The organism is Mycobacterium bulgaricum (assembly GCF_041287165.2).
GTDB lineage: Bacteria > Actinomycetota > Actinomycetes > Mycobacteriales > Mycobacteriaceae > Mycobacterium > Mycobacterium bulgaricum.
The window spans coordinates 128,828-149,530 of the sequence record NZ_JBGGKV020000007.1; the positions used below are offsets into that span (position 1 = coordinate 128,828).

Here is a 20,703-nt window from a genome sequence, read left to right on the forward strand (position 1 = left end):
GCGCGGGATGACCAGCATCGAAGCTGACTACCTCGTCGTCGGCGCGGGCGCGATGGGCATGGCGTTCGTCGACACCCTGCTCGCCGAAAGCGATGCGACGATCGTGCTCGTCGACGAGAACCACCAGCCCGGCGGGCACTGGAACTCGGTGTATCCCTTCGTCCGTCTCCATCAGCCCTCTGCCTACTACGGCGTCAACTCGCACGCCCTGGGCAACGAGGACGCGGTCGACCGCAGCGGCTTCAACGAGGGGTTCTTCGAGCTCGCCACCGGTCACGAAGTGTGCGCCTACTACGACCAGGTGATGCGCAACCACATGCTGCCGACCGGACGGCTCACCTATTTACCGATGACGCGCTACCTGGGCGACAACAGGATCCGCACCCTCGGCGGCGAAGAGCACACCGTGACAGTGCGGCGGCGCACCGTGGATGCGACCTACCTGCTGACGGTGGTCCAGTCGATGAGATCGGCCCCGTTCTCCGTCGCTGACGGGATCACCGTGATACCACCCAACGACCTTCCTCGCCGTGCCGCCGAACACGAGCACTTCACGGTCGTCGGCGGCGGCAAGACCGGTATGGACTGCTGCCTGTGGCTGCTGCGCAACGGGGTGGCGGCCGACAAGATCCGCTGGATCAAGCCCCGCGATTCATGGCTGCTCAACCGGGCCAATGTGCAACCGGGACCGGAGTTCGCCGAGAACCTCCGCGAGTCGATCGGCGCGCGGGCGGTGGCGGTCAGCGAGGCGCGATCACCCGAGGACCTTTTCGAAAGGCTTGAGGCCGCCGAGGTTCTCTTCCGTGTCGACCCCTCCGTGCAGCCGACGATGTACCACTGCGCGATCGTGTCTCATCGCGAGCTGGAACACCTCCGTCTCATCGAGGACGTGGTGCGGCTGGGGCACCTCGAGCACGTCGAACACGACCAGATCCGTCTCACCGGCGGATCCGTCCCGGCGACCCCGTCGCTGTACGTCGACAGCACCACCCAGGGGCTCCCCCGCCCGCCGTCGGTGCCGGTCTTCGACGGGGATCGGATCACCCTGCAGAGCGTCCGCAGCTGTCAGCAGGTGTTCAGCTCCGCGTTCATCGCGCACGTGGAGGCGACCTACGGCGACGACGCGACCCGTAACGGGCTCTGCGCGCCGATCGTCCACCCCGATGCGCCGATCGACTACCTGCGGCAGACGATGGAGGACAACGTCGCCATTCTGCGCTGGGTCCAGGACCATGACCTGATGGCGTGGCTGAAGACGGCGCGCCTCAACGCCGCGCGCGACCTCTTCCCCGTCTTTCCGCCCGGCAAGGAACGGGTGCGTGACAAGGCGATGGGGGCGCTTGCGGTCGCGTTGAAGAAGACCAACGACGAGCTGCTCGCGTTGATGGGCGGCTAGTCGCGCGAGTGCCTGCCCCTGGGAAGGTCCTGACCTTCGCCCTCAGGGACGTCGAACCCGTTGCGGGCGTGACCGTTTGACGTGTGCACCGGATCGTCGAGCAACTGGTCGAGAATGCTGCGCCACTCGTGCTTGTCCGACGTCGCGCCGTTGTGCACGGCCGGCGGCTGCTCCTCGCGCATCGGCTCGGTGACCGGCTCGAGTACATCGGTGTCGGCGAGGGCACCGGCCGGTGCCGGCTGATGAGGTTCGCTGTGTTCCCACGACACCTCGTACTCGAAGTACTCGTCCTCCCCGTCGGCCCAGTACAGCTCGTGGTCGGGGTCGTAGGGCTCGCGCGGCTGCGCAGGCTCGTCTAGGGGTGGCGCCGCAGCGGCGAGGAACGGCAGCAGGAACAGCGCGGCAATGACGCCGAACAGCGCGATGAACGCCGGCAGCAGCATGGCCTGCGACATCGCCGAGGCGAACGGCGGCTGCAGGAACTCCGGAAGCTGCGCGACCTGTCCCTCGGCCTGCGAGGCGTCCGCCGCACCGGGGATCTTCGTGGACAACTGCGAGGCCATCAGCGCGGCCATGCCCGCACTGCCCAGGACCGAGCCAACCTGACGCGTCGTGTTGTAGACACCCGAGCCCGCTCCGGCCAGCTGCGGTGGCAGGTTTCGGGTCGCGGTCGCCGCCAGTGGCGAGAAGATGAACGCGACCGCCGCGCCCATCGCCGTCAGAGGAAGCAGCAGCCGCCAGATGGGGGTGTCGGGTGTCATCTCGATCGACAGCCACGTCAGTGCGATCGCGGCGATGGCGAAGCCGAAACCGATGACCGACCGGGGATGCGACCGGTCGACGAGCCTGCCGACGAACGGCGCGAGCACTCCCGTGGCGACCGCCATCGGCGCGGTCAGCAACGCAGCGCGCGTCGGCGTCAGCCCGCACACCGCCTGGGCGTAGAACATCAGCGGCAGGATCATGCTGGTGACGACGAAACCGATCGTCGCCACTCCGAGATTCGACATCGAGAAGTTTCGGTCGCGGAAAATGCTCAGCGAGATCAGCGGTTCGCCGGTGTTGACGGACTGCCAGTACACGAAGGCCACCATGGTCGCGATGCCGACGCCGATGGTCGCCCAGATCCACGGTGCCCAGTCATGGGACTGACCTTCCTGCAGGGCGAACACGATCAGGAACAGCCCCACCCCCGACAGCACCACGCCCGGCAGATCGAATCGCTGGTTGCGCTCGGTGGGCAGCGTCGGCACGAGCCAGACGGCCATCGCCATGCCGAGGACGCCGATCGGGACGTTGACGATGAAGATCCACTGCCAGCCCAGGCTGTCGACGAGGACACCCCCGGCGAGCGGACCGACCAGTGTCGCCACCCCTGCGGTGGCGCCCCACACGCTCATCGCGACACCCCGGCGGTGCGCCGGGAACGTCCGGGTGATGACCGTCATCGTCTGCGGTGTCAGCAGCGCCGCCCCGATACCCTGGACCACGCGCGCGGCGATCAACATGCCGATCGAGTCGGCGAGCCCGCACCACAGCGAAGCGGCGGTGAAGACCGCGAGACCGGCCAGGTACATGTTCTTGGGTCCGTACCGGTCACCGAGGCGCCCCGCGACCAGCAGCGGCACGGCGTATGCCAGCAGGTAGGCGCTCGTCACCCAGATGACGGCGTCATAGCCCGCGCCCAGATGCGCCATGATCGCCGGGTTGGCGACCGGCACGATCGTCGCGTCGACCAGGATCATGAAGAACCCGATCAACAGCGCCCACAGCGCGTGCCAGGGGTTGGCACCCCGGGCACGCGGCATCATGTTTTCGGACATTGCGGGTTGAAAGTCAATCGAGGGAAGCACATTTCGGCCCGACGCTACGGTCCGGGCGTTGTCCCGACAAGTCGGTGACGGCGCGTCACGACCGTCAGGCAGGCTCTGCGACCGCCTCATCAGGGACGCGGGCGGGTGACGAGGCGCGGTGCACACCGGTCAGCAACAACGCGGCCAGCGCGATGATGACACCTGCGGCCATCACCACAGCCATCGCGAGTTCGTCGTTGCCCAGCAGCCCTACCACCGGTGCGATCGCCGCGCCGCCTCCGAACTGCACGGCACCCAGCAGTGCCGCGGCGGTCCCCGACGCGTCGGGATGGCGCGTGAGTGCCACGGCGGGCGCGTTCGGGATGACCAGGCCCATCGCGGCGAGGATGGCCCACACCGGGATCACGAAGCCGTAGAGCCCACCGATATGGGCTGCCGCCAGGGCGACGAAGATCGCTCCGAACGCCGAGGCAGCCACCAGGGCCCACACCATGATCTGCTGCGGCGTGAACCGCTTCAGCAGCACGACGTTGAACTGGGTGGTGCCGATCAGCGCGATCGCGCCGGCGCCGAACACCAGCGCGAAGGCGGTCTGGTCGAGCCCGAAGCGGCCCTGCAGGACGAAGGACGCACCGGCGATGTAGGCGAACAGCCCCGACATTCCGAGCGCGGCGACGAACACGAGGATGACGAAACGCGTGTCGCGCAGCAGTTCGAGATAGGTCATCGCGATGCCCTTCACTTTGAGCGGGCGCCGATGACCGGCGGGAAGGGTCTCCGGCAGCGCCAGTACTGCCATCAACAGCAGTGCGCCCGCGACGACCACCAGGGCGGCGAAGACCCAGTGCCACGACCCGTGCAGAAGTACCGCCGCGCCCAGCGAAGGCGCCAGCACTGGTGCGACGCCGAGGACGAGCATCAAGCGCGACATCACCGTCGCGGCCGCATTGTCCCGGTAGAGGTCGCCGACCACTGCGATCGCGACGACCATGCCGGCCGCGGCACCCATGCCCTGCAGTCCGCGCGCGATCCCAAGGGTCGCGATGTTCGGCGCGAACAGGCACAGCAGCGACGCCAGCATGTGCAGCACGATTCCGGCGAACAACGGCTTGCGGCGGCCGAGCGAGTCCGACAGCGGACCGATGACCAGCTGACCGATCGCGAGGCCCGCGAGCGTGCCGGTCAGCGTCAGCTGGGCGACCGACGACGAGACGTTCAGTTCCTCCGCGATCTTGGGCAACGCGGGCAGGTACATGTCGATGGTCAGCGGGCCCAGGGCGACGAGGAGACCGAGAACGACGATCATCCGGGTGCGACCGGGCGCCACCGCCGCCGCCGGCGAATCGATCTGGTCCTGCCTCGCTTTCACAACCCGGGATATTGCCATGAAATTGATTAGCGACGCTTCTCAATATTTTCTTCCCCATTTCGGGAAGAGTGACTGCGATCACGTTCGGGCACGCCGCGCCCGCCGCCATTCGTTTGACACGCGTTAGCCTGACATCAGGTTCACAGGGAGGTAGCGCTCATGAGTGCCAGGTCGCGAGCCAAGAAGCAGTTGCCTGCGGTACCCGACGAGGATCCGGGCGTCGCCGCCAAAGTGCTCTCCCAGATTCTTGAGCGCGGCGCACGCGTGCAGGGGCCCGCGGTCCGGGCCTACGTCGAGCGGTTGCGCGAGAGCAATCCCGCAGCCACACCGTCGGAGATTGAGCGCAAGCTGGACACGCAGTACATGGCGACCGTGATGGCCAGCGGCGCCGCCGTCGGATCGGCCGCGGCGTATCCGGGGATCGGCACGCTGGTGGCGATGTCGGCCGTCGCCGGCGAGACCGTCGTCTTCCTCGAGGCCACCGCCCTCTACGTGCTGGCCATGGCCGAGGTGCACGGCATCCCCGCCGAGCACCGCGAACGGCGCCGCGCCCTGGTGCTGTCCGTCCTCGTCGGGGAGGACAGCAGGCGTGCTGTCGCCGACCTGCTCGGCCCGGGACGCACCAGCGGGGCCTGGGTGTCCGATGGCGCTGCCACGCTGCCGCTGCCCGCGCTGTCTCAGCTGAATTCCCGGCTGCTGCGCTACTTCGTCAAGCGCTACGCGCTCAAGCGCGGCGCGCTGGCGTTCGGCAAGATGTTGCCCGTCGGGATCGGGGCCGTCGTCGGCGGCGTCGGCAACCGGTTGATGGGCAAGAAGATCGTCGCGAACGCCCACACGGCGTTCGGCAACCCGCCCGCGCGGTGGCCCTCGGCGCTGCATCTGCTGCCCGCGCCGCGCGAATAGCTTCGAGCGCGTCAGCGACCGTTCAACCCTCGTTCACGACCGCTCGGCGACTGCCGGGGTGTGACCGAAATGACCATAAGTACGTTGCGTGGTCTGGGCCCCAGCAGAAGCGCTAGCCTTGATGCGGCGGAAACAGCGGGGTAACCGCATACCGGGTTGAACAAAGAGGGGCCGGCTGCCGCGGGGCGTCGGCCCGAAGCGAAGAATTGAGGCGAATAGCAGCCGTGAGCTCACCTTCACCATTCGGACAGAACGAGTGGTTGGTCGAAGAGATGTACCGCAAGTTCCGCGAGGATCCGTCGTCGGTTGACCCGAGCTGGCACGAATTCCTCGTCGACTACTCCCCCGAACCCACGCACGAACCCGCGAGCAGTCCGAACGGAAAGCCCACCTCGCCGCCCGAGCCGGCGCCCGCCCCGCCGCCGGCCGGCAGCAACGGCACCCCTGCCCGGCAGGAGAAGTCCGAGAGTCCTGAGAAGTCGGAGAAGTCCGCGAAGTCGGAGAAGCCCGCGCCCAAGGCCTCCGAGAAAGCCTCCGAAAAGGCACCGGCGAAGACGGAGCCGAAGGCCGAAAAGAAGGCCCCCGAGAAGTCAGAGAAGTCAGCCGCACCCGCCCCGAAGGCCAAGCCGTCGGCCGGGGGCTCCGCAGAAGACGAGAACCAGATCCTGCGTGGCGCCGCGGCAGCCGTGGCCAAGAACATGTCCGCCTCACTGGAGGTGCCGACCGCCACGAGCGTGCGGGCCATCCCGGCCAAGGCGATGATCGACAACCGCATCGTCATCAACAACCACCTCAAGCGCACGCGTGGCGGCAAGATCTCGTTTACCCACCTGCTCGGCTACGCGATCGTGCAGGCGGTCAAGAAGTTCCCGAACATGAACCGGCATTTCGCCGAGGTCGACGGGAAGCCCAACGCCGTCACCCCCGCGCACACGAACCTGGGTCTCGCGATCGACCTGCCCGGCAAGGACGGCAAGCGGGCACTCGTCGTCGCGGCCATCAAGAACTGCGAGACCATGCGTTTCGGCCAGTTCATCGCTGCCTACGAGGACATCGTTCGGCGCGCGCGTGACGGCAAGTTGACGGGCGAAGACTTTGCCGGCGTGACGATTTCGCTCACCAACCCCGGCACGATCGGCACCGTGCACTCCGTGCCGCGGCTCATGCAGGGCCAGGGCGCGATCATTGGTGCCGGCGCCATGGAGTACCCGGCCGAGTTCCAGGGCGCCAGCGAGGAACGCATTGCCGAGCTCGGCGTCGGCAAGTTGATCACGCTGACGTCGACGTACGACCACCGCATCATCCAGGGTGCGGAGTCTGGCGATTTCCTGCGGACCATCCACACCCTGCTGCTCGACGACGAGTTCTACGACGAGATCTTCCGCGAGCTCGGCATCCCGTACGAGCCGGTCCGGTGGCGCATCGACAACCCGGACTCGATCGAGGACAAGAACGCCCGCGTCATCGAATTGATCGCGGCATACCGCAATCGGGGCCACCTGATGGCCGACATCGATCCGCTGCGGCTGGACAAGACCCGCTTCCGCAGCCATCCCGATCTCGACATCAACACCCACGGGCTGACGCTCTGGGACCTCGACCGCGAGTTCAAGGTCAACGGCTTCGCCGGGCAGACCTACAAGAAGCTGCGCGACATCCTCGGCCTGCTCCGCGACGCGTACTGCCGCCATATCGGCGTGGAGTACACCCACATCCTCGAGCCCGAGCAGCAGCAGTGGCTGCAGGAGCGCATCGAGGTCAAGCACGAGAAGCCGACGGTCGCCGAGCAGAAGTACATTCTGAGCAAACTGAACGCCGCCGAAGCCTTCGAGACGTTCCTGCAGACCAAATACGTTGGCCAGAAACGGTTCTCGCTGGAGGGCGCCGAGACCGTCATCCCGATGATGGATGCCGGCATCGACCAGTGCGCCGAGCACGGCCTCGACGAGGTCGTCATCGGCATGCCCCACCGCGGCCGTCTCAACGTGCTCGCCAACATCGTCGGCAAGCCGTACAGCCAGATCTTCACCGAGTTCGAGGGCAACTTGAACCCGTCGCAGGCGCACGGCTCCGGCGACGTGAAATACCACCTCGGCGCCAACGGCACCTACCTGCAGATGTTCGGCGACAACGACATCACGGTGTCGCTGGTCGCCAACCCCAGCCACCTCGAGGCCGTCGACCCGGTACTCGAAGGTCTGGTGCGCGCCAAGCAGGACATCCTCGACAAGGGCAACGGCCCCGACGGTTTCACCGTGGTGCCGATGATGCTGCACGGCGATGCCGCGTTCGCCGGTCAGGGTGTGGTGGCCGAGACGCTGAACCTGGCGCTGCTGCGGGGTTACCGCACCGGCGGCACGATCCACATCATCGTCAACAACCAGATCGGTTTCACCACTTCGCCGTACGATTCGCGCTCCTCGGAGTACTGCACCGACGTGGCCAAGATGATCGGCGCGCCGATCTTCCACGTCAACGGCGACGACCCCGAGGCCGCGGTGTGGGTGGCCAAGCTGGCCGTCGACTTCCGCCAGAAGTTCAAGAAGGACGTCGTCATCGACATGTTGTGCTACCGCAGGCGCGGTCACAACGAGGGCGACGACCCGTCGATGACCCAGCCGTACATGTACGACGTCATCGACACCAAGCGCGGTGTCCGCAAGACCTACACCGAGGCCCTGATCGGCCGCGGCGACATCTCGATGAAAGAAGCCGAGGACGCCCTGCGCGATTACCAGGGCCAGCTCGAGCGGGTCTTCAACGAGGTGCGCGAACTCGAGAAGCACGAGATCGAGCCCAGCTCGTCGGTCGAGTCCGACCAGATGGTGCCCGCGGGCATGAACACCGCGGTGGACAAGGCGCTGCTGGCGCGCATCGGCGACGCGCACCTCGCATTCGGTGACGACTTCAACGTCCATCCGCGCGTGAAGCCGGTGCTGGAGAAGCGTCGCGAGATGGCCTACGAGGGCAAGGTCGACTGGGCCTTCGCCGAGCTGCTGGCACTGGGCACGTTCCTGGCCGAGGGCAAGACGATCCGGTTCTCCGGACAGGACACCCGCCGCGGCACGTTCACCCAGCGTCACGCGGTGATCATCGACCGGCAGACCGGCAAGGAGTTCACCCCGCTGGACCTGCTGACGGTCGACTCCGACGGCAACCCGACCGGCGGCAAGCTGATGGTCTACGACTCGGCACTGTCGGAGTTCGCTGCCGTCGGCTTCGAATACGGCTACTCCGTCGGCAACCCGGACGCACTGGTGTTGTGGGAGGCGCAGTTCGGCGATTTCGTCAACGGCGCGCAGTCGATCATCGACGAGTTCATCAGCTCCGGTGAGGCCAAGTGGGGGCAGCTCTCGGACGTGGTGCTGCTGCTGCCGCACGGACACGAAGGCCAGGGCCCCGACCACACGTCAGCCCGCATCGAGCGGTTCCTGCTGCTGTGGGCCGAGGGCTCGATGACCATCGCGATGCCGTCCACGCCGGCCAACTACTTCCATCTGTTGCGTCGCCACGGGCTCGACGGCATCCACCGGCCACTGATCGTGGCCACCCCGAAGTCGATGCTGCGCAACAAGGCGGCCGTCAGCGACATCCGCGACTTCACCGAGCAGAAGTTCCGCTCGATCCTGGAGGAGCCGACCTACTCCGACGGCACCGGCGACCGGTCCAAGGTCAAGAGGATCCTGCTGACCAGCGGCAAGCTGTACTACGAGCTGGCGGCGCGCAAGAAGAAGGACGAGCGCGAGGACGTGGCGATCGTGCGGATCGAACAGCTCGCCCCGCTGCCGAAGCGCCGTCTCAACGAGACACTCGATCAGTACCCGAACGCCGAGCAGTTCTTCTGGGTGCAGGAGGAGCCGGCCAATCAGGGTGCGTGGCCGACGTTCGGCCTGACACTGCCCGAGGTGCTGCCCGAGAAGCTGGCGGGCATCAAGCGCATCTCGCGGCGGGCCATGTCGGCGCCGTCGTCGGGTTCGTCGAAGGTGCACGCCGTCGAGCAGCAGGAGATCATCGACGAGGCGTTCGGCACCTAGGGTCGCCCGGCACCGCGAGCTCGCGTGTCTGCACGCCGACGCGCCGCGTACCGCGCGCATTTTGCGCGCGGTCGCGGCCGGCGAGCGGCGTTTAGCGGAAGAACGAGAACGGAATCCCGTCGGTCATCGCATTGACCGCACGAGGGCAGAAGATCGAGATCGCCAATCCGGTGAACATCGTCGCCGGGCCGAGCGGACGACCGAGATCGTCGGCGATGTCGGCGGCGACGTTCGCCATGTTCTGGCCGGGCTCGGACAGCATCGGGCAGACGGTCTGACCGACGCGCACCGCGGTCGCCGGATCGATATCGCCGAGGCGGTAATGCTGCAGCGTCGAGATGAATGCGTCGGCGGTCGGGTCGGCCTGCGCGGGTGCTGCGGACATCGTGGCGGCGACGGCGGCCGAGGCGACGAGCGCGGCGACCGCGGGGTACTTCAACATCATGCCTTGAATGTCGTCGGCTGAGTGGTCGGCATTACTCGGCTGAGTCCAGCAGTACCTGCAAAGCCTGCCGCCGCCAGATCGCAAGGCCGGCGCCCAAGGTGACCAGGGCAAAGCCGGGAACGACGGCAACAACGGCGCCGACAGCCCCACCGAATAGGCGGCTCGCCCGAGGAGACCGGTGAGCGCTGACGTGCTCACCGGCCACTTTCGTGTGTGTGACCCCGGACATATTCGGGACCGCGAGTACCGGGTAGGCTCCCACTCACTCAACACGCGTAGAACAACCGAGGAGTGCACATGCAGGGCTTCGCCGGAAAAGTTGCCGTCGTGACCGGCGCCGGTTCAGGCATCGGCCAGGCGCTGGCGATCGAGCTCGGACGCTCCGGAGCCCACGTTGCGATCAGCGACGTCGACACCGAAGGTCTCGCCGTCACCGAGGAGCGCCTGAAAGCCATTGGCGCCAAGGTCAAGTCGGACCGGCTCAACGTGACCGAGCGCGAAACCTTCCTGCAGTACGCCGACGCCGTCGCCGAACACTTCGGCAAGGTCAACCAGATCTACAACAATGCGGGCATCGCGTTCACCGGCGACATCGAGATCAGCCAGTTCAAGGACATGGAACGGGTGATGGACGTCGATTACTGGGGCGTCGTCAACGGCACCAAGGCGTTCCTCCCCCACCTCATCGCGTCCGGCGACGGTCACGTCGTCAACGTCTCCAGCGTCTTCGGGCTGTTCTCCGTTCCCGGTCAGGCCGCCTACAATTCGGCCAAGTTCGCCGTGCGCGGTTTCACCGAGGCCCTGCGGCAGGAAATGGCGCTGGCCGGGCATCCCGTGAAGGTCTCCTGCGTGCATCCCGGCGGCATCAAGACCGCGATCGCACGCAACGCCACCGCCGCCGAGGGTCTCGACCCCGAAGAACTCGCCAAGACCTTCGACAAGAAGCTGGCCAGCACCACACCGGAGAAGGCCGCGAAGGTCATCCTCGACGGAGTGCGCAAGAACAAGGCCCGCATCCTGATCGGCAACGACGCCAAGATGTTCGAGATCGCCATCCGGGCGCTCGGCGCGAACTACCAGAGCGTGTTCCCCAAGGTGGTCGCGCGCTTGACACCGCCGGCGAAGTAAGCGCGCCGGGCCCGCGGCGAGCGCGCGTCAACTGCCGGCAATCGCGGCGCGCCGCTGTGCGGGTCTTCGTGCGCGCGGTGCGGGTCTTCGTGCGCTCAGTTGCCGACGCCGAGCGGATGTTCCTCGAGCCACCGGCCGGCCACCAGTCCCGGGTCGGTGCCCTCGGCCACCTGCCTGCGCATATCGGACAGCGATCCCGTGTCCAGCACGCCGGCGATCTCGTTGAGTGCGAGCACCTGCGACTCGGTCAGCTCGTTGCGGCGGTACAGCGGCACGAGATTCTCGGCACGGATCAACGACGTCTTGTCCGAGAGCACCACCGCCTCCGGCGGCACATCGGGCGCCGCGGTCGTCGTCCACGCCGCGTCGATCCGGCCCACCCGCAGCGCCTCGAACATCGCGTCGTCGTCCGGGAATTCGCGCGGCTCGGGCAGCTCGCAGGTCGCCAACGAAGCGGGCCGCGGCGCGGAGGCCACCGCGCCGATCGCGATGTCGCCGCAGCGGCGAGCCACCGCCGACACGTCGCTGCCGCCCCACGCCTCGACGGTCCGCTCCGGCACAGCCACTGCGGGCTTGTCCTCAGCCGACGTCGTGTAATCACCCGCGGCAATGCCTTCGGGCAACGCGGACAACAGGGTTCGGTACACCTGCACGTCCGCACGAGCCGCCGACTCGGGCGCCAACCGCATCAGGAGCTCACCGGTAAAACCCGGTGCCACGCGGACGTCACCGGCGTCCAATCCGCCGAGCGGATCATCGGTCGCCACCACGTGAGCCGGGTTGCCGTAGAAGCGCAACGCCGACGCATACAGCTGTGCGACGAGTTGGGATTCGGGATCGGCAGGCGCGCCGATCGGGATCGACGGCGGCGCCGCAGCGTGCCCGCCACAACCTGCCGCGACGAGAGCCGCGACGGCCAGGACGACGGCTCTGCGCAGACGCCTCAGCCGACTCAGTCCTCGGATGCTGCGGCCACAGCTGCCGCAACGGCCGGACCCACCCGGGGATCCAGTGCGCTCGGAACGATGTGGTCGACCGCGAGGTCGTCACCCACTACGGAGAAAATTGCCTCTGCCGCAGCTACTTTCATCTTTTCGGTGATGCGTCGCGCACCCGCGTCGAGCGCGCCGCGGAACACACCGGGGAACGCCAGCACATTGTTGATCTGGTTCGGGAAGTCGCTGCGGCCCGTGGCGACGACGGACGCGTACTTACGCGCCGCATCGGGGTGGATCTCGGGATCCGGGTTCGAGAGTGCGAACACGATCCCGTTCGGCGCCATCGTCGCGATGATCTCCTCGGGCACCACACCCGCGGACAGCCCGAGAAACATGTCGGCGCCGTCGAGCGCCTCGGCGAGACCGCCGGTGCGGCCGGCCGGATTGGTGCGGGCGGCGAGTTCGGCTTTGAACGGATTCAGGTCGCCGCGGCTGGAGTGGATGATGCCCTTCGAGTCCAGCACGGTGATGTCCGAAATACCCTTGGCAAGAAGGATGTTCGCGCAGGCCACACCGGCGGCCCCAGCGCCCGAGATGACCACTCGCAGCTCGTGCATGTCACGGTCGAGAACTTTGGCGGCACCGTGGAGCGCAGCGAGGACGACGATCGCCGTGCCGTGCTGGTCGTCGTGCATGACCGGGCAGTCGAGTGCCTCGATGACGCGGCGCTCGATCTCGAAACACCGGGGTGCGGAAATGTCTTCGAGATTCACCGCACCGAACGACGGGCGCAAGCGAACGAGCGTCTCGACGATCTCATCGGGATCCTTCGTGTCGAGCACGAGCGGGATGGAGTCCAGGCCGCCGAACGTCTTGAACAGCGCGCTCTTGCCCTCCATCACCGGCAGCGACGCGGAGGCGCCGATGTCCCCGAGGCCCAGCACGGCGCTACCGTCACTGACGACCGCCACCAGCCGGTTGGCCCACGTGTACTTCTTGGCCAGTGTCTTGTCCGATGCGATGGCACGGCTGACCTGCGCAACCCCCGGGGTGTACGCGATGGACAGCGCCCGCTGCGTGTCCAGAGGCGATTTCAGCTCGACCGAGAGCTTGCCGCCCTCGTGAGCCTCGAAAATCTCGTTGTCCTCGATGACAACCTGCGGTGTGCGTGTCAGTTCAGCCACGGGCGTCAGGGTAACCGACCTCACGAACTCACAGGAATGGGTTCCCCCTCGGTGAGGAGAACAGCGCCTACGCGGCGCGTACGATTCTCCGGGGCGCTCGAACAGATGTGGGCTGGGCGTACACCCTAATGAGGGGAGGTCGACCCGTGGCTTCGTTTCGCGCTCTACCACCGTCTTTGGTCAAACAAGCATCACGGGCCCGGGGGCTCGGCCACGTCGAAGGTCCCGACGCGAGCCGGATTCACGTGCCGGTCTCCCAGTCGGTCGTCGACTGCGGTGTGTACTGCGATGGCACCCGACTACCTGGCAAATACACCCATGCCGCGGCGTTGAACAAGGCGCGCGAGATCGAAGCCGAGGGCAGGAGCGCTTTCGTCTGGATCGGTTTGCACGAACCCGACGAACACCAGATGCAGGCCGTCGCCGACGTTTTCTGCCTGCACCCCCTCGCCGTCGAGGACGCCGTGCACGCACACCAGCGGCCCAAGATCGAGCGCTACGACAAAACCCTGTTCCTCGTGCTCAAGACGGTGACCTACGTCCCCCACGAATCGATGAACAACGCACGTCAGATCGTCGAGACGGGCGAGGTGATGATCTTCGTCGGCAGCGATTTCGTGGTGACGGTCCGCCACGGAGAGCATGGCGGACTCGCCGGCGTGCGCAAGCACCTCGAAGAGACACCCGAGGCGCTCAGCCTGGGGCCGTACTCGGTGATGCACGCGATCGCCGACCACGTCGTCGACTCCTATCTGGACGTCACCGATCTCATCGAGCACGACATCGATGCAATGGAAGAGGACATCTTCTCCCCCCTGGCACAGACCAACATCGAATGCATCTATCTACTCAAGCGCGAGGTCGTCGAACTGCGGCGTGCCGTCAGCCCGTTGGTGCCCGATCTGCTTCGCCTGGGTTCTGAACACGATGACCTCATCAATGTCGAGATCCGCCGCTACATGCGCGATGTTCTCGACCACGCCAAGAAGGTCTCCGAGCGCATCGCCAGCTACGACGAACTGCTCAGCTCCCTGGTGCAGGCCGCACTCGGCAAGGTCGCGATGCAGCAGAACGTCGACATGCGCAAGATCTCGGCGTGGGTCGCGATCGCCGCCGTGCCCACCGCGCTGGCAGGCATCTACGGTATGAACTTCGATCACATGCCCGAATTGCATTGGACCTTCGGCTATCCACTGGTGCTGTTCGTCATGGCCGCGGTATGCACCCTGCTCTACCGGAACTTCCGCCGCAACAACTGGCTGTGATCCGCCGCTCAGGCCGGATTGGCGGCCCGCCGCTCAGGTCGGATTGGCGGCCCGCCGCTCAGGTCGGATTGGCGGCCCGCCGCTCAGGTCGGATTGGCGGCCCGCCGCCGTGGATCGGTTGGGTCGACCCCGTCCTGCACCCACGCCTGCCTCATCGCGTCGGCGCCTTTGAGCCGCACCCACGCAGCCTCCGTCGCTGTGATCGGCACCGCCGACAACACCACGACCGGCGACAGCGGCTCCGGCAGCTCCACGTCGTCGATATCGCTGCGCCCCAACAGAAATGCCGTGAACGGCGCACCCTCCCACAGCGGCGTCTCCAAGTCGACCAGTGCATCGGGCGCAAGGATCAACCCCTCGACCGCCGGGGCCGCCGCCACCACGGCCACCGACCGTGACAGGCCTGCAGGCGACGGCCCGCGCAATGCCACCACGATCTCAGCTCGGGGACCGGCGACGGGGTCGGCGACCATCTCCGCCGGGTCGACCATCGGGTGCTGGGAACAGCCAAGCGAAACGTAGTGCACCGCACCGTCTCCGGGTCCCGCGAAGCGCAAGACGCCGATGCGGTCGGTTCCGAGGAAGGTGACGCTCGCCTCATCTGGATCGGCGGTGACGCCGTTGCGCGCGAAATGCTCGCGCAGACGGGCCCGGACCCGGTCGGTCACCTCGCTCACCTGCCAGCCCCCGGGAGCGAGAGATTCGCGCCAGTGCGCGGATCGAAGATCACCACGTCGTCGGGATTCAGTGCGAGCTGCAGCGTCCGCCCGACCGCGGCGGTCGACTGCACCGGCACCCGCGCAACGAATTCGCCGGCGCCGAGCCCAGATTCCGCGGCGACCTCGGCGAGTTGCGTAGCCTGCGCGCTGGGCCCGTCGACCCCGAAATACACGTATTTGTCGGCGCCGAGGGACTCCACCATCTCCACGGTGACGTCGAAGACCAACGCACTGATCCGCGCGTAGGCGTCGATCACCGCGGCGTCGGCGAGGTGTTCCGGGCGGACACCCGCGATCAGGTCGCCCGCCGAGCGACGGTCCCTGAGCCGGTCGTATATCGCTCCGGTGAGCGGGATCTCGCCGAACGGCAGCCGCACCCCGATCTCGGTCAGCGCAGCCGGAAAGAAGTTCATCGCCGGAGAACCGATGAATCCTGCGACGAACAGATTGACCGGTGTCCTGTACAGCTCGTCAGGGGTGCCGATCTGCTGGACCGAACCCGCATGCATGACCATGATCCGGTCGCCCAGCGTCATCGCCTCCGTCTGATCGTGCGTGACGTAGACGGTGGTGGTACCCAGACGCTTGTGCAGCCGCGCGATCTCGGTGCGCATCTGGACCCGCAGCTTGGCATCGAGATTCGACAGCGGCTCATCCATCAGGAACGCCTTCGGGTTTCGCACGATCGCGCGTCCCATCGCCACCCGCTGCCGCTGACCACCCGAGAGCTGGTTGGGCTGTCGGTCCAGAAGATCGGTCAAGTCAAGGCTTTTCGCGGTCTGCTCCACCTTGTGAGCGATCTCCTCCTTGGCAACCTTGGCCAACGTCAACGGGAACGCGATGTTCTGGCGCACCGTCATGTGGGGGTAGAGCGCATAGGACTGGAACACCATGGCGATGTCACGCTGTTTTGGCGAGCGCTCGTTGACCCGCTCGCCGTCGATGCGCACCTCGCCGGACGAGATCTCCTCCAGCCCGGCGATCATGTTCAGCGTCGTGGATTTGCCGCAACCGGAAGGGCCGACCAGAATGACGAACTCGCCGTCGGCGATCGTGATCGTCACGTTCTCCACCGCCGCCGTACCGTCGGGGTAACTCTTGGTCACCCGGTCCAGAACGATCTCAGCCATCGAGCTCCCTTTCACCGCACGGGCGTAGGGTCCCGCGGGGCAAAACTAGGGCCAAAGGCGCACGATGCGCAACATCGCTGCCGGCCTAGATGGCCAAGCGCCCCAGCAGATCCCGGCCCTTCTCGGCGCTCTGCGGATCACACAGGACGTCGTAGCGGCCGGCGACCAGCTGCATCGTGGAACTGAAATCCCTTGTGCCGCGCGCCATCGCGTAGGGGATCGCGGAGGTGATCAACCCGAAGAACACACCGGCGATCAGGCCGGTGATGAGCGCGCTCCACGGGTTGGGGCTGAAGAAGCCAAGGATGAGGCCGATGAACAGACCCAGCCACGCGCCGGTCAGCACACCGCCGCCGAGCACCTTCGGCCAGGACAGCCTGCCCGTCACGCGCTCCACCTGCATGAGGTCGACGCCGACGATCGTGACCTGTTCGACGGGGAACTGCTGGTCGGACAGATAGTCGACGGCTCGCTGCGCTTCGGCGTAGGTCGGATAAGAACCGATCGGCCACCCCTTGGGCGGAGTCGGAAGACCTACCGGGCGACCGCGTCCCGACGCTGCGCCGCCCGCGGCAGGCGCGCCGGGATTCTGTCCTGGCTGGAACGGGCTGGTCATCGTCTACTCACTCCTTCGATACCGCGCATTTCACGCTAGTCCTCCGACAACGCCCGGCGCACCCCAAAGGTGCCCCGATGCGCGCTCACCTCGGCTTACCTGCCCTTAGGCTAGGTTGATCACCATGACAAGTCCGGACAACGAACCAGGCGGGGCCGGCTCTTCCGATTCCTCCGCGGGCGGGTCCGAGCCGTCGGCGGCCGGCTACGAGGCACCCCCGATCGAGCAGTCGCACAGCGCGTCGAGCACCCCTGAGCCGGGACCGGACGACACCCCGCCGCAGGGTTACACGCCGCCGCCGGCATACAACCCCCCGCCGAGCTACGTGCCGCCGGCTCCCGATCAGCCCGGCTCCGGCTACCCTCCGTCCGGCGACTTCTCGAACCCGCCCTATCCGCCGCCGCCTGCGGGATTCCCGCCGCCGTACCCCGACGCCGGTGCGCCCCCGCCCTACTCGTCGCCGGGCTACGGCGCGCCAGGTTACGGCGCCCCGGGTCACGGCGCGCCTGGTTACGGAACGCCGGGTTACGGTCCGTCCTATCCGCCGCCGTCGCCCTACGGCGCCTATCCCGGCGGCTATCCGGGCTCCGAGTACGGATACGGCGCCCCCGCCGCTCAAGGCTCCAACGGCCTGGCCATCGGATCGCTGGTCGCATCGCTGCTCGCGATACCGCTGAACATCGCGTGCTTCTCGGGCACCGTCGCCTCGATCGTCGCCATCGTGCTCGGCATCGTCGCCCTCAACCAGGTGAAGAAGACCGGCCAGGGCGGCAAGGAGATGGCGATCGCAGGCATCGTGATCGGCGCACTCGGCCTGATCGGCGCCTTCGTGCTGGCGCTTCTCATCGCCGCCGCCTAGCTCTGCGGGGGCGGTTGGAACCGTTCGCCGGTGCGCTGCATACCGGCAGCGCGTCCCTTCCCTGCGATGACCAGTGCCATCTTGCGGCTGGCCTCGTCGATCATCTCGTCCCCGAGCATCACGGCGCCCCGAGCGCCGCCTTCCCGCGACGTATGCCATTCGTAGGCCTCGAGGATCAACTCGGCGTGGTCGTAATCCTCCTGGCGCGGACTGAAGATCTCGTTGCCCGCCTCGATCTGGTCGGGGTGCAGCACCCACTTGCCGTCATAGCCCAGTGCGGCGGACCGACCCGCGACACGCCGGAATGCCGCCACATCACGCACTTTCAGGAACGGTCCGTCGATCGCGGCGATGCCGTTGGCCCGGGCGGCGACGAGAATCCTCATCAACACATGGTGGTAGGCGTCGCCGACGTCATAGCCTTCCGGCTGCTCCCCCACCACCAGCGTGCGCATGTTCAGGCTGGCCATCAGGTCCGCCGGCCCGAGCACGAGTGCCTGCACCCGCGGCGCCGCGGCGATGGCGTCGATGTCGGTCAGCCCCTTGGCGTCCTCGATCTGCGCCTCGATGCCGATGCGGCCCGGCGGCAGATCATGGGTCGCCTCCAGCTGGCTGAGCAACAGATCCAGCGCCAGGACATGAGAGACGTTGGTCACCTTCGGAAGCACGACGATGTCCAGCGACGCGCCCGCCCGGGCGACGACTTCGATGATGTCGGCGTGGGTCCACGGCGTGGTCCAGTCGTTGATCCGCACCCCGCGCAGCTGACCCGACCAGCCCGGCTCAGCCAGCGCAGCCGCAACCTGAACGCGCGCTTGGGCTTTCGCGTCGGGAGCGACCGCGTCTTCAAGATCGAGGAACACCTCGTCGGCTGCGAGGGACTTGGCTTTCCGAATCATCTTCTCGCTGCTGCCCGGCACGGACAGACAGGTCCGCCGCGGCCGATACCGGTTTTCCATTGCATGCACCTCCGGACACTCTTCTACCCTTTACAACCATGGCGTCGGTCAACAGGGTCTATGCGGCTCGTCTCGCGGGGATGGTGGTGCTCGGTCCCGACGGTGAATCCATCGGACGCGTCCGCGACGTGGTCATCGGTATCAGCCTGGTGCGCGCCCAGCCGCGAGTCCTCGGTCTCGTCATCGAGTTGCTCAGCCGCAGAAGGATTTTCGTGCCCATCCTGCGCGTGACCGCGATCGAGCCCGGCGCGGTCACGCTGTCTACGGGCAGCGTGTCACTGCGCCGCTTCTCGCAGCGCCCCGGCGAGGTGCTGGTGCTGGGCCAGGTCATCGAGACGCGGGTGCGCGTCGACGACCCCGATCTGCCCATGCTCGCAGGCCTCGACGTCGTGGTCGTCGACCTGGCCGTCGAGCAGCAGACCCGCACCCGCGACTGGCTGGTGACCCGGGTCGCGGTGCGTCCGCAGCGGCGCCTGGGCCGACGGAGCAACGTGTATTCCACCGAATGGCAGCACGTCAACGGCCTCACCCCGTCCGGTCTGGCGATGCCCGACCAGGGCGTGGCCCAATTGCTCGAGCAGTTCCAGGGGCAGCGCGCCGTCGAGGTCGCCGACGCCATCCGGGACCTGCCGGACAAGCGTCGCTACGAGGTCGTCAACGCGCTCGACGACGAACGCCTCGCCGACGTGCTGCAGGAGCTGCCCGAAGACCAGCAGGTCGCCCTGCTGCGCCAACTCAAGACCGACCGGGCCGCCGACGTGCTGGAGGCGATGGATCCCGATGACGCCGCCGACCTGCTCGGAACGATGACCCCGTCCGACGCCGAACAGTTTCTGCGCCGCATGGATCCCGAGGATTCCGAAGACGTCCGCCGCCTGCTGAGCCACTCGCCGAACACCGCCGGTGGCCTGATGACCTCAGAGCCCGTGGTCCTCGCACCCGACACGACTGTGGCCGAAGCCCTTGCGCGCGTGCGTGATCCAGACCTGACACCGGCGCTGGCGTCGCTGGTGTTCGTGGTGCGTCCGCCGACGGCGACACCGACCGGCCGCTACCTGGGTTGCGTGCACCTGCAGCGGCTGCTGCGCGAACCGCCCGCATCTCTGGTCAGCGGCATCGTCGACACCGACCTGCCCAACCTGGCTCCGGAAGACTCGCTGGGCTCGCTGACCCGATACTTCGCGGCCTACAACCTGGTGTGCGGGCCGGTGGTCGACGAGCAGAACCATCTGCTGGGCGCGGTGTCGGTGGATGACGTCCTCGACCACCTGCTGCCCGACGACTGGCGCGAACACGAAGCCGAACCGGTGATCGTGTCCGCTGAGAGGACGACATGAGCGACTCGTCGGCGCGGCAGCGACTCGACACGCCACGGACTTCGCGCTCGTTCGGTCCGCGCCTCGACATCGAGGCCGTCGGCCAGTTCAGCGAGCGGATTGCCCGTTTCCTCGGCACCGGACGCTATCTGGCGATCCAGACGCTCGTCGTCATCATCTGGGTGCTGCTCAACATGGGAGCGTTCGCCTGGCAGTGGGATCCGTACCCGTTCATCCTGCTGAACCTCGCGTTCTCCACCCAGGCGGCCTACGCGGCGCCCCTGATCCTGCTCGCACAGAACCGGCAGGAGAACCGCGACCGAGTCGCGCTGGAAGAGGATCGCAGACGCGCCGAGCAGACGAAGGCCGACACCGAGTTCCTTGCCCGCGAACTCGCCGCGCTGCGGCTCGCGGTCGGTGAGGTCGCCACCCGTGACTATGTGCGCCGCGAATTGGACGAAATTCGCGACATGCTCCAACACATGCAGGCTCAGTCGACCGGCTCGAGCAAACAAGACGCAGGTGAGCGCAAGTCCAAGAAATCCGGATGAGACGGCTGCGCGATTGCTGTCACACCGCGGTGATCGACTGGGTATGGTGACGAGGTTCACTGGCGACCACACAGCTA

General features: G+C 67.0%; 17 protein-coding genes. 8 read left to right on the forward strand and 9 right to left on the reverse strand.

Going from position 1 to position 20,703, the window contains the following annotated elements; all coding sequences use genetic code 11:
* The first annotated feature begins 7 nt into the window (after positions 1–7).
* Positions 8–1,396 (forward strand): NAD(P)-binding protein, encoded by a 1,389-nt coding sequence (locus tag ACAG24_RS19365; RefSeq protein WP_370474907.1) that lies wholly within the window; start codon positions 8–10, stop codon positions 1,394–1,396.
* Here ACAG24_RS19365 and ACAG24_RS19370 read toward each other — a convergent pair.
* Complete coding sequence (locus tag ACAG24_RS19370) at positions 1,393–3,219, reverse strand: MFS transporter (RefSeq protein WP_370474908.1); 1,827 nt, start codon at positions 3,217–3,219, stop codon at positions 1,393–1,395. The genes ACAG24_RS19365 and ACAG24_RS19370 overlap by 4 nt on opposite strands.
* 94 nt (positions 3,220–3,313) lie before the next feature.
* A complete protein-coding gene (locus tag ACAG24_RS19375; RefSeq protein ID WP_370474990.1) occupies positions 3,314–4,516 on the reverse strand; it encodes a multidrug effflux MFS transporter in 1,203 nt (400 codons plus the stop codon).
* A 222-nt stretch (positions 4,517–4,738) separates the two neighbouring features.
* Here ACAG24_RS19375 and ACAG24_RS19380 point away from each other — a divergent pair, with 222 nt between their 5' ends.
* Both ACAG24_RS19380 and ACAG24_RS19385 read left to right on the forward strand, forming a co-directional pair.
* The gene (locus tag ACAG24_RS19380) at positions 4,739–5,482 is read left to right on the forward strand and encodes a hypothetical protein (protein WP_370474909.1); all 744 of its coding nucleotides are present in this window, start codon (positions 4,739–4,741) and stop codon (positions 5,480–5,482) included.
* A gap of 272 nt (positions 5,483–5,754) precedes the next feature.
* Positions 5,755–9,516 carry a multifunctional oxoglutarate decarboxylase/oxoglutarate dehydrogenase thiamine pyrophosphate-binding subunit/dihydrolipoyllysine-residue succinyltransferase subunit gene (locus ACAG24_RS19385; protein ID WP_370474991.1) on the forward strand — a complete coding sequence of 1,254 codons (3,762 nt, stop codon included), beginning with the start codon at positions 5,755–5,757 and terminating at the stop codon, positions 9,514–9,516.
* Positions 9,517–9,607: 91 nt separating this feature from the next.
* Here the strand turns inward: ACAG24_RS19385 and ACAG24_RS19390 are convergent, their stop codons facing one another.
* Entirely contained in the window at positions 9,608–9,961 is a 354-nt protein-coding gene (locus tag ACAG24_RS19390) for a DUF732 domain-containing protein (RefSeq protein WP_370474910.1), read from the reverse strand.
* A 297-nt stretch (positions 9,962–10,258) separates the two neighbouring features.
* Between ACAG24_RS19390 and ACAG24_RS19395 the strand changes: the two genes are divergently transcribed.
* Complete coding sequence (locus tag ACAG24_RS19395; RefSeq protein WP_370474911.1) at positions 10,259–11,089, forward strand: SDR family NAD(P)-dependent oxidoreductase; 831 nt, start codon at positions 10,259–10,261, stop codon at positions 11,087–11,089.
* Between the two features lie 95 nt (positions 11,090–11,184).
* Here the strand turns inward: ACAG24_RS19395 and ACAG24_RS19400 are convergent, their stop codons facing one another.
* Both ACAG24_RS19400 and ACAG24_RS19405 read right to left on the reverse strand, forming a co-directional pair.
* Positions 11,185–12,036, reverse strand: a complete 852-nt coding sequence (locus tag ACAG24_RS19400; protein WP_370474992.1) for a glycine betaine ABC transporter substrate-binding protein — start codon at positions 12,034–12,036, stop codon at positions 11,185–11,187.
* A 5-nt stretch (positions 12,037–12,041) separates the two neighbouring features.
* Positions 12,042–13,211: an NAD(P)-dependent malic enzyme gene (locus tag ACAG24_RS19405; RefSeq protein WP_370474912.1), complete on the reverse strand. Its 1,170-nt coding sequence runs from the start codon at positions 13,209–13,211 to the stop codon at positions 12,042–12,044.
* Between the two features lie 146 nt (positions 13,212–13,357).
* On the opposite strand from ACAG24_RS19405, the gene corA reads away from it, so the two are divergent.
* Entirely contained in the window at positions 13,358–14,476 is a 1,119-nt protein-coding gene (gene corA, locus ACAG24_RS19410) for a magnesium/cobalt transporter CorA (protein ID WP_370474913.1), read from the forward strand.
* 83 nt (positions 14,477–14,559) lie between these two features.
* Here the strand turns inward: corA and ACAG24_RS19415 are convergent, their stop codons facing one another.
* From ACAG24_RS19415 to ACAG24_RS19425, 3 genes are all read right to left on the reverse strand, one after another.
* Entirely contained in the window at positions 14,560–15,153 is a 594-nt protein-coding gene (locus ACAG24_RS19415; RefSeq protein WP_370474914.1) for a suppressor of fused domain protein, read from the reverse strand.
* A complete protein-coding gene (locus ACAG24_RS19420; protein WP_370474915.1) occupies positions 15,150–16,325 on the reverse strand; it encodes an ABC transporter ATP-binding protein in 1,176 nt (391 codons plus the stop codon). Before ACAG24_RS19420 ends, ACAG24_RS19415 begins: the two co-directional genes overlap by 4 nt.
* 85 nt (positions 16,326–16,410) lie before the next feature.
* The gene (locus ACAG24_RS19425) at positions 16,411–16,941 is read right to left on the reverse strand and encodes a YflT domain-containing protein (protein WP_370474916.1); all 531 of its coding nucleotides are present in this window, start codon (positions 16,939–16,941) and stop codon (positions 16,411–16,413) included.
* A 124-nt stretch (positions 16,942–17,065) separates the two neighbouring features.
* Here ACAG24_RS19425 and ACAG24_RS19430 point away from each other — a divergent pair, with 124 nt between their 5' ends.
* Positions 17,066–17,800: a DUF4190 domain-containing protein gene (locus tag ACAG24_RS19430; protein WP_370474917.1), complete on the forward strand. Its 735-nt coding sequence runs from the start codon at positions 17,066–17,068 to the stop codon at positions 17,798–17,800.
* Here ACAG24_RS19430 and ACAG24_RS19435 read toward each other — a convergent pair.
* On the reverse strand, positions 17,797–18,759 hold the full coding sequence (locus tag ACAG24_RS19435) for an HpcH/HpaI aldolase/citrate lyase family protein (protein ID WP_370474918.1): 963 nt from the start codon (positions 18,757–18,759) through the stop codon (positions 17,797–17,799). The genes ACAG24_RS19430 and ACAG24_RS19435 overlap by 4 nt on opposite strands.
* 38 nt (positions 18,760–18,797) lie before the next feature.
* Here ACAG24_RS19435 and ACAG24_RS19440 point away from each other — a divergent pair, with 38 nt between their 5' ends.
* On the forward strand, positions 18,798–20,096 hold the full coding sequence (locus ACAG24_RS19440; RefSeq protein WP_370474919.1) for a magnesium transporter MgtE N-terminal domain-containing protein: 1,299 nt from the start codon (positions 18,798–18,800) through the stop codon (positions 20,094–20,096).
* Positions 20,093–20,626, forward strand: coding sequence for a DUF1003 domain-containing protein (locus ACAG24_RS19445; protein WP_370474920.1), 534 nt, complete (start codon positions 20,093–20,095; stop codon positions 20,624–20,626). The genes ACAG24_RS19440 and ACAG24_RS19445 overlap by 4 nt, the downstream gene beginning before the upstream one ends.
* Positions 20,627–20,703 lie beyond the last annotated feature (77 nt).

What these genes read in the sequence shown, in the direction of transcription:
- ACAG24_RS19370 (WP_370474908.1), bottom strand. Translation starts at nt 3,219, where the DNA reads ATGTCCGAAAACATGATGCCGCGTGCCCGGGGTGCCAACCCCTGGCAC.
- ACAG24_RS19430 (WP_370474917.1), top strand. Translation starts at nt 17,066, where the DNA reads ATGACAAGTCCGGACAACGAACCAGGCGGGGCCGGCTCTTCCGATTCC.
- ACAG24_RS19375 (WP_370474990.1), bottom strand. Translation starts at nt 4,516, where the DNA reads ATGATCGTCGTTCTCGGTCTCCTCGTCGCCCTGGGCCCGCTGACCATC.
- ACAG24_RS19435 (WP_370474918.1), bottom strand. Translation starts at nt 18,759, where the DNA reads ATGGAAAACCGGTATCGGCCGCGGCGGACCTGTCTGTCCGTGCCGGGC.
- ACAG24_RS19420 (WP_370474915.1), bottom strand. Translation starts at nt 16,325, where the DNA reads ATGGCTGAGATCGTTCTGGACCGGGTGACCAAGAGTTACCCCGACGGT.
- ACAG24_RS19440 (WP_370474919.1), top strand. Translation starts at nt 18,798, where the DNA reads ATGGCGTCGGTCAACAGGGTCTATGCGGCTCGTCTCGCGGGGATGGTG.
- ACAG24_RS19385 (WP_370474991.1), top strand. Translation starts at nt 5,755, where the DNA reads ATGTACCGCAAGTTCCGCGAGGATCCGTCGTCGGTTGACCCGAGCTGG.
- ACAG24_RS19380 (WP_370474909.1), top strand. Translation starts at nt 4,739, where the DNA reads ATGAGTGCCAGGTCGCGAGCCAAGAAGCAGTTGCCTGCGGTACCCGAC.
- ACAG24_RS19395 (WP_370474911.1), top strand. Translation starts at nt 10,259, where the DNA reads ATGCAGGGCTTCGCCGGAAAAGTTGCCGTCGTGACCGGCGCCGGTTCA.
- ACAG24_RS19365 (WP_370474907.1), top strand. Translation starts at nt 8, where the DNA reads ATGACCAGCATCGAAGCTGACTACCTCGTCGTCGGCGCGGGCGCGATG.
- ACAG24_RS19425 (WP_370474916.1), bottom strand. Translation starts at nt 16,941, where the DNA reads ATGACCAGCCCGTTCCAGCCAGGACAGAATCCCGGCGCGCCTGCCGCG.
- ACAG24_RS19390 (WP_370474910.1), bottom strand. Translation starts at nt 9,961, where the DNA reads ATGATGTTGAAGTACCCCGCGGTCGCCGCGCTCGTCGCCTCGGCCGCC.
- ACAG24_RS19445 (WP_370474920.1), top strand. Translation starts at nt 20,093, where the DNA reads ATGAGCGACTCGTCGGCGCGGCAGCGACTCGACACGCCACGGACTTCG.